Annotated in this window: 6 protein-coding genes and 2 pseudogenes; 5 read left to right on the top strand and 3 right to left on the bottom strand. The window is 35.2% G+C overall.

All coding sequences use genetic code 11. The features are described 5' to 3' along the window. Positions 1-342: 342 nt before the first annotated feature. The gene (locus tag JEM65_RS04200; protein ID WP_199597381.1) at positions 343-861 is read right to left on the bottom strand and encodes a hypothetical protein; all 519 of its coding nucleotides are present in this window, start codon (positions 859-861) and stop codon (positions 343-345) included. Between the two features lie 162 nt (positions 862-1,023). On the opposite strand from JEM65_RS04200, the gene JEM65_RS04195 reads away from it, so the two are divergent. From JEM65_RS04195 to JEM65_RS04180, 5 genes and pseudogenes are all read left to right on the top strand, one after another. Next, positions 1,024-2,970, top strand: a complete 1,947-nt coding sequence (locus JEM65_RS04195) for a ligand-binding sensor domain-containing protein (RefSeq protein ID WP_199597379.1) — start codon at positions 1,024-1,026, stop codon at positions 2,968-2,970. A gap of 60 nt (positions 2,971-3,030) precedes the next feature. Next, positions 3,031-3,462, top strand: a pseudogene (gene tnpA, locus JEM65_RS04190) (IS200/IS605 family transposase). Positions 3,463-3,806: 344 nt separating this feature from the next. Further along, a pseudogene (locus JEM65_RS22320) lies at positions 3,807-3,860 on the top strand (hypothetical protein); the annotation flags it as partial. A gap of 123 nt (positions 3,861-3,983) precedes the next feature. Then, a complete protein-coding gene (locus JEM65_RS22315; protein WP_306465075.1) occupies positions 3,984-4,622 on the top strand; it encodes a sensor histidine kinase in 639 nt (212 codons plus the stop codon). A gap of 375 nt (positions 4,623-4,997) precedes the next feature. Then, positions 4,998-5,630, top strand: coding sequence for a response regulator (locus JEM65_RS04180; RefSeq protein ID WP_199597377.1), 633 nt, complete (start codon positions 4,998-5,000; stop codon positions 5,628-5,630). Positions 5,631-5,960: 330 nt separating this feature from the next. Here JEM65_RS04180 and JEM65_RS04175 read toward each other — a convergent pair whose 3' ends face one another. Then, entirely contained in the window at positions 5,961-7,304 is a 1,344-nt protein-coding gene (locus tag JEM65_RS04175) for a sensor histidine kinase (RefSeq protein ID WP_199597375.1), read from the bottom strand. Further along, entirely contained in the window at positions 7,294-8,637 is a 1,344-nt protein-coding gene (locus JEM65_RS04170) for a sigma-54-dependent transcriptional regulator (RefSeq protein WP_199597383.1), read from the bottom strand. The genes JEM65_RS04175 and JEM65_RS04170 overlap by 11 nt, the downstream gene beginning before the upstream one ends. Positions 8,638-8,653: the final 16 nt, after the last annotated feature.

The raw sequence follows: 8,653 nt of genomic DNA, 5'->3' as shown, positions 1-8,653 counted from the left end.
TAAGAAGGTGTGATTTTTACTGTTGTACATTATTTTATCCTCCGTATCCATTTTGAATATTTTTTATTCAAATTACTGAAATACAAGTGTTTGTATCTGAAGTTACATCAGTTTCTTTGCTTTTACTATTTTTCTTGATCTGACAATACCGTTTGTTTTACTTTAGTTTCATCAACACATAGGAAAATGTCAACGCGTCAGAAAATATCTTTAACCTGTACAAAGGTAAATCCTGTGCAACCATTTGTAAATTATAGTAAAAGTGCATTATCTATTTAAAGTCAAAAGACAATACAAAAAATTAAAAAAGTATTTTAGTATTGCCTCTTAATGATTGATTGCTTACTTCTTTTTAGCAATTAACTCGTAACCCATTGCAGTATTAATCGCCATTCTATCATAGTATATAAATGATTTGCTAATCTTTCCGTTATCAACCATGGCAGTAAACTGATAAGGCAAATTCACCGTAATATTATTTTGTGTAAACGTATAGGTGCCCCAAACAGATACCCAATCACCTTTTAGATCGCCATCAATAACTCTAAAGCTGTTTCTAACGTAGTCGTTTTTTTGACCTGTACGCGCTTTGTGAATTGCTTTCCAGCTTTCAATAGACGTTGCCTTAGTTTCAGTTTCTTGGTGTGCAGGACCAGCTCCTACATAAGTATCTGCAAGTAAACCAGCAGCTATGTCCATTTTGTTTTTTAATAACGCATCGAGATAATCAGCCACTACCTTTATATCTTCTTCAGCAGTTGGGTTTTCAACTACGGTTTCTTTGTAACTCTTGTCTTGAGCAAAAGCCGTTTGTGCCATAATTAGAAGTAATATAATGACACTTGTTTTTAAAATTTTCATAATGGTTTGTGTTTTAATTTATAGCTCTATTAATATTTAAAATACGTTACTAAACTACATAAATATTAACGGCTTGTCAATCACATATTAATGTGGTTTTGGCTCATAACTTTTTGTATATTTGAGTGTTAGCTACTAATCATAACCGTTACTTTGAAATTCTTGAAAACACTGTCCGCTTTTGTTCTGCAAATGGGTTTTATCTTTATATGCTACAGTATCTATTCTCAAAACCCATCGCAAATAGATATCCTCACTACAGAAGATGGCCTATTGTTCAGGGATGTTTCCAATATCGTACAAGATAACAATGGGTTCATGTGGTTTGGTACTAACCAAGGGCTAAACCGTTACAATGGCAATGATTTTAAAGCTTATACCAACGATCCAAACAATCCATTTTTTATTGAAGAAGATTTTATAAAGTCCAACATCCTTTATAACAATCTCGATAATTCCGTCTGGTTTTTGGCCAACGATAAATTATTTCAACTTCAATTGTCCACAGATACTGTCATAACTTATAACGAGAGCCATAATTTAAAGGGTCAAGTATTGGATATTTTAAAAGCTCCAGATACTGCTGTTTGGGTTGTAACCGATGATTTTTGGCAGGTGAGAAAAGGAACAGCCAAACAATATCTTCAAAAGTTTGTAAATGGCAGTTTTAAAGTGATGGTCACTGTAGATAGGTTCAAGCGAGGTTTTAATAATTTAACAGCAGACGCTAAGGGGTTTTTGTGGTGGACAACTACAAGTGGGACTTATAAATACACGCTTAAAGGCGAATTATTAGAAACGCACCAATTAGATACCTATGACTGGAATGGCGATATAATCCATTATGTACCTCAATTTTTTGACAGCAATAATACACATTATTATTTTCCGCCCTCAAGAGGAGGTGTAGAAATATATAGTGCAAAACCCATAGACGCCAAGCGTATTTTAAATGTAAATAATAGTATTAGGCGCGCCATTGAGGATCAAGAGAAATCTATTTGGTTTGCTGGTGATAACACCTTATATCGTATGGATTTAAAGGGAAATTTCAGCGATTATACCGCATTACTCAAGTCTAAATTAGATTATACTAATATAAGCAATCTTTATGTAGACAAAAATAGATTGCTTTGGGTGGCTACCAACAATGGATTGTTTAAAATAAGAACTGAAAAAGAGATATTTACTACTGTTTTTAAATCGAAAAAAGACGGTTGGGGAAATTCTATGCGTGGTATTTTTGAAGGTGCGGATGGTCGTATCTTTTCTCTCTGCGAAAGTAAGCACCAGCTTTGGTTCAGGTCTAAAAGTGGTCAAATCGATTCCTTACTTTTAAAGACCACATCGGGAAAACCGTTATCATTAATGTATGACGCTGGCTTTTTGGTTACCAATAATAATAAAACAAAGGCCTATGCTATAGGAAGCGGAATTTGTGAAATAGATTTGAAAACAGGATTGACTAAAATTTACGATCAATTTCGTGATACTAACAAAATCTACGGGCCAAACGCTTTATTGAAATTAAAGGATGAACGCTTATTATTTGGATATACTTTAAAATTGCTTACTGTGTTTAATCCTAAAACTGAAGAAAGCCATCTTGTTTTCAAAAATATTTCAACGGAATCCAATATTGCGGACCTTCAGTATTTTGAAGAGAGTAAGGATAATAATCGTGTTTGGATTGGGGCAAAAAACAATGGTATTCTTAAAATAGACCTTAATGGAAATATTTTAAAATCTTATAACACTAATACACTACCCGAACTTGGTAAACAACATATTCTATGTCTTAAGGAAGACCTTGATGGTAGTTTGTGGATTGGATCTTATGGTGGCGGTTTAAGCCATGTTTCTGCAGATGGAAAAACCTTTACAAATTATAAAAAATCAAGCGGTTTACCAGATGATAATGTTGTGGGTATTTTACTAGATGGTAATAATAAATTATGGATTAGTACTTATAACGGGTTGGCATTGTTTAATAAAACCACCAATAAATTCCAAAATTTTTATAAAGAAGATGGTTTGTCACATAATGAATTTAATTATGCATCCTTTTTTAAGGATAGCCATGATAATTTTTATTGGTCTCAAAAATAGTTAAAACTATGCACTTTAGTGCATCTCGCTTTAGCTTCTAAAAAAACCTACCTTTATTATATGTCAGATCAAAGGGTGAATGGTCATACAGTTTCTAGATTGACCGCACATATAGTTTGGAGTACCAAATATCGATATCCAGTTCTCATTGGTGATATCCAAAAGAAGTGCCGGAAGCTTTTGATACAGGTTTGTGATGCCGAGGGCGTGAATATTTTGAAGGGCGTTGTAAGTGGTGACCACGTTCACATGCACATAGAATATCGTCCTTCCTAAGATATAAGCAGTCTTGTTAAAAAGTTGAAGGGAAGGAGCTCAAGAAGGTTGCAGCAAGAGTTTCCAAAGTTGAACAAGCGCTATTGGGGTCGTCATTTCTGGGCCATCGGGTTTGGATGTTGGAGTACTGGAAATATTACTGACAAAATGGTGAACGAATATTTGGAGCATCACAGAAAATCAGATAACGACACAGACGCTTTCATACTTGAGTAATCACGTACTGCTGACTTTAGTCAGATTTAAAAACCTATGGCACTTTAGTCCATAGTGGTTTAGTTTGGTGGTATGAATGGGCTTAACCAATTTAAACCCAGTGAAGTCTTACAACAATCTGTACCGCCAAAACTACAGCTTTTAGGCGTGTCTGGTTATAATAGTAAGGATAAAACGAGATTTAATACTGATTACAGTCAAGTAGAATTAGAGACCTTTCAAGTATCGCCTTACGACCAATATTTTGAAATCAACTGGACAATGCCAAGCTATTTTCATAATAAAAAAACACCTACAGTACAGAACTTGAAGGTTTTGAAGACCATTGGTTTTATCAAGGGACTAACGCTTCCGTTCGTTACAGCCAATTGCCTGCAGGAGACTATACACTAAAAGTAAAAGGTAAAGATTCTAGAGGGAACGATAGCGCATCCATATTAGCAATTCCTATTGAAGTGCGGCAAATATTCTATAAAAAGTGGTGGTTTATTGGCTTGGTCTTACTGTTAATTATAGGCTTAATGTTTGCACTATTTAGATATCGGTTTCAACAAGCTTTGGCAATGGAACGCTTACGTACCAAAATTTCTAGCGATTTACATGATGATGTAGGGTCGTTGCTATCTGGTCTCGCCATGCAAACTGAATTGATGGAAATTAACGCGAGTGAAGCCGATAAATTTAAGCTTCGAAAAATAGCGGGCATTAGCAGAAATGCCATTTCACAAATGCGAGATCTGGTTTGGAGTATCGACAGCAGGCGCGAAACAATTAGAGATTTAATTGAGCGGATGCACGAGTTGGCCGAAGAACTGTTACTACCAAAAGATATTTCGTTTCATATTGATAGTTCAAATATTAAAAGCCCAAATAAAAAGTTACTTGCATCAACCAAACAGAATATTTTCTTAATCTATAAAGAAGCGCTTACCAATATTGTACGTCATTCAGATGCTACCAATGTGAGTATTTCCATTACCAATAGTTCTAAAGGCTGTGATTTTATGATTAAAGATAATGGCAGTAAAAAAGCCTCATACAAATCTACAGGGTTAGGGTTATCTAACATGGTATTACGTGCCGAAAAATTAAAAGGCAGCTTAAAGTTTAAACAGGAAAACGGCTTTGGTGTGTATCTTCATTTGCCTTTCTATATGTAATACCAAATGAATTTTATGGTAAGTTTAAGGTTTACGACATAATAAAATTGACGACGGTGTGTTTAAATGTCATTTTAAACATTAACGATTTCAACACATATTTTGAAAATAGTTGTCTTATAAAGTAAGTATAAGAGCTTAGAAACCTTATTTCAAATAGCATTTTGTTAAGCTCTGCTTGGCTACCTTCAATGTAAATGTATTTTCATTTTAGTAAAGCTCGATATTACAATTTATTCTTTGTTGAGTGCTTTAGTTTTTTAGTAAAACCACATCTTAATGTGATTGCACACCTATTATAAAGTTATAACTTTACTAAAGAAGGTTTTCATTTTTTCGCATTGAAATAGTGATAGGCCTTTTAAAGCCCTAATAATGAAAACGATTACCTTGGCAATTATTGAAGATGATGAATTAGTTCAGGAAAGTCTGAATGACTTCTTTAGTGCTCAATCTCATATAGAATGTTTGCAGATTTCGGCTTCCGTTGAACGTTTTTTAGACGACATTAAATTATTAATAAAAGTACCAGATATAATTCTCCTAGACATTAACTTATTGGGAATGTCTGGGATTAAAGGTATTCCACTTCTGTTAAACGAGCTACCAAAGGCAGATATTATTATGCTCACTACATTTGAAGATAATGATTGTATCTACAGGGCTTTGTGTGCAGGAGCATGTTCGTATCTATCAAAAAAAACACCACTTAAAAAAATTCTTGAAGCTGTAGAAGTCGTTCATAATGGAGGTTCATATATGTCACCATCTATTGCACGGAAAATTGCTAATCATTTTACATCAAAACATAATAAAAGCGATCTACTAACGCCAAGGCAGAAAGAAATTGTTACAGGTATTGTGGATGGTAAAAGTTATAAAATGATTGCTAATGATTTATTTGTATCTGTAGACACCGTCCGTACACATATTAATAACATTTACAAAACTTTAGAGATTCATAGTAAAGCGGAATTGATGCGAAAATCGTATGATAATGAGCTGTAATTCAGGGTTCCTCATACAGTGGTTAAGAGATTTTGTGTTCAATGATTTATAAATACTTGCCTGATCCGCTAATTTATTTTATTGAAGTAAGCTTCTAAAAGTTGATTTTATCATCCATATGCACGTTTAACTCAACATCTCCATATTGGTGTATACCAATGTCCTCATTGTCAAACTAACGTTCATTCAATATGTAGGGATTTCACTCTGCAAGACAATTGTTAATTATATTCTTAACTGCCTATAGGAAAGTAGTTTTAAAAATAGACCTAGTAAATAACTCTTTATATTTATGATATGACGAGATTTTAACTATAATATGCATCAAATTTAAAAAAGCAAGCTCACGACTGTTCCTTTGCTTTCCATGCTTTGTAGTTGAATTTTACCACCGTGCAATAGCATGATCTGCTTACAAAGACTGAGCCCAATGCCACTTCCGGTCTTTTTAGTGCTGAAAAAAGGCACAAAAATACTGTCCATGATCTCTTCAGGGATGCCGCTACCGTTATCAGTAACTTTTATCTGTCCAGTTCCCTTATGACTGATGTTTGCAGAAACAAAAATCTTTGGGTTTGCAACCATGTTGGTAGCATCAATCGCGTTCAAAATAAGATTGATAAGCACTTGTTCGATGAGGTAGGCATCAATTTCAAATGTCAAAATAGGATCGTTCAGCTCAAAAATAAGTGTAACGTTTTTATCCTCCAAGGAAGGTTTCAACAGTTCTTCAATACTACTGAACAGATTGGAAGCCTTGACCTTCGTTTTGTTGACATGGGTCACTTTGTTCAGACTGCGATAGGTTTTTGCAAATTTCATCAAACCTTCGCTTCTTTTTTTGATACTATTGAGACCCGCATTAATATCTTCCAATTCCAGTTCCGATGTTTGGGGTTGTTCTAATGAACTCTGAATGTTTTTTTGAAGTGTTTCAGCCAAGGATGTAATAGGTGCAATGCTGTTCATGATTTCGTGCGTCATCACGCTCAATAATTTTTTCCAAGCTTCACTTTCATTTCTGTTGAGTGTTTCTTCTATGTTTTGAAGTACAATGAGCTTAAACGAATGTTCCGCCATTTCAAAAACGGTATCAGAAATAAGAACTTTTAGTGTTTCCTGACGCATCTCCAAAGTAACCGAAGCGGTATTTGAGTGGTAGGTGTCAAATAATTCGTCGTAGATTTTTGGTCTTCTTTTTTCAATAAAGCTGATGTTTTTGAAGGAAGGGAAATCGAGCGTCTTTAAAAAGGAATCGTTGGTCCAAAGTACATCGCCGCTTTCTACATTATAAGCAATAATCCCTATATTGACCATCTCCAATATTTTTTGGAGGTATACAAACTGGGCCTGTCGTTCACTATCTATCGCTTTAATGGTTTTATTGACAAGATTAAAACCTTTGTGGAGCTCACGGATATCCTGCGGACCTTTGGTTTCTACAAACCATCTTGAAAAGTCACGGTATTTTACAGATTCGAAAAAATCGTCCACTTCCATAAAACGTTTTATCACAAATTGATAAAGATTATACACGGCAATTACGGTGGCGAAGGTGCCTCCAATTATCGCATATGTATTTAGCCAAGCAATACCATAAGCTAAGAGTGTTAAGGCTACAAGCAAACCTAAAACCCGAAGTGTAAGCGAAAATAAGTAGCTCTTATAGGTCATATTTATGGAGTCTGCGGTAAAGGGCTGCACGGGTAATCCCTAATTCTTTGGCAGATTTAGAAATATTACCGTTATTATTTTCAATCACCGTAAGTATGGTGTTCTTTTCTAGAGCATCCAGATTGGTTTCTTTTTGGGAAGTTTTGAATAGCGGTTGTTCAATGGCTGAAAAGGTCAAATCTTCGGGATCTAATAGTTGGTGTTCTGCCATAATTATGGCGCGTTCCAAAACATATTGCAACTCTCGCACGTTGCCACTAAAATGATGTTTTTTTAGTTTCTGAATAAAATCCAGTGACATGCTAAATGCCCGCTTTCCGTACTTTTTAGCATAATAATCCAAAAAATAATGAGCCAGCAAGGTGATGTCTGTACCGCGTTCCCGTAAGGGCGGAATCAAAATATCTACCGTGTTAATGCGGTAGATGAGATCCTTTCTAAAACGTTCTTCATCGGCCAAATCTCTTATAGATACGTTGGTAGCGCAGATTAGACGAATATCAATAGGTGTAGGTTGGTTGGCGCCCAATGGCGTAACTTGCCTGTTCTGTAAAACTGATAATAAACGTGCCTGTTGCCTCAACGTTATATTGCCTATTTCATCCAAAAAAAGAGTACCGCCATTGGCAATTTCGAAACGTCCCTTACGGTCTTCACGAGCATCGGTAAAGGCACCTTTTTTGTATCCAAAAAGTTCACTTTCAAAAAGTGTATCAGTTAAAGAACCTACATCTACTTTAACAAAAGGTTTGTTCTTACGAAGGGAATTGTCATGAATTGCTTTGGCAATAAGATCCTTACCTGTTCCATTTTCACCAAGAATAAGAATATTGGCATCTGTTGGTGCTACTTTTTTAAGTTTAACGAACACGTCCTGCATTGGAACACTTTCGCCAATGATCTTAGTGTCTGTATTTAAATTGAGATGTTTTGGCTGCTTTTTTTTATGTTTTTCAACATGTTCCCTAATTGTTTCCAGAATTTTCTCGTTCTGCCACGGTTTAACAATAAAATCGGATGCACCTTCTTTAAGTGACCGAATGGCTAAATCAATGTCGCCATAGGCTGTGATTAAAATGACGTCAATCTCCGGCTTTTGTTTTTTTATTTTTTTCAGCCAGAAAATCCCTTCGTTGCCTGTATTTACCAAGCCATTAAAATTCATGTCCAGGACCACCAAATCAAACGAATGTTCCTGCATCAGACTTAGGATGGTGTTAGGATTTTTATTGGTAACCACGGCTTTTACTTTCGATTTCAGCAAAAGTCGAAATGCAATGAGGACATCCTCATCGTCGTCGATAATTAATATGTTGGCGTTGTTGAGAAGCATAGCTACAATATTAATA

Origin of the sequence: Gelidibacter salicanalis (assembly GCF_016469035.1) — a bacterium.
GTDB lineage: Bacteria > Bacteroidota > Bacteroidia > Flavobacteriales > Flavobacteriaceae > Gelidibacter > Gelidibacter salicanalis_A.
Note: the sequence above shows the minus strand (reverse complement) of the source record. Positions and strands in the feature narration are given on the sequence as shown.

Coding starts and splice junctions, on each gene's coding strand:
- JEM65_RS04200 (WP_199597381.1), bottom strand. CDS start 861: ATGAAAATTTTAAAAACAAGTGTCATTATATTACTTCTAATTATGGCA.
- JEM65_RS22315 (WP_306465075.1), top strand. CDS start 3,984: ATGTTTGCACTATTTAGATATCGGTTTCAACAAGCTTTGGCAATGGAA.
- JEM65_RS04180 (WP_199597377.1), top strand. CDS start 4,998: ATGAAAACGATTACCTTGGCAATTATTGAAGATGATGAATTAGTTCAG.
- JEM65_RS04175 (WP_199597375.1), bottom strand. CDS start 7,304: ATGACCTATAAGAGCTACTTATTTTCGCTTACACTTCGGGTTTTAGGT.
- JEM65_RS04170 (WP_199597383.1), bottom strand. CDS start 8,637: ATGCTTCTCAACAACGCCAACATATTAATTATCGACGACGATGAGGAT.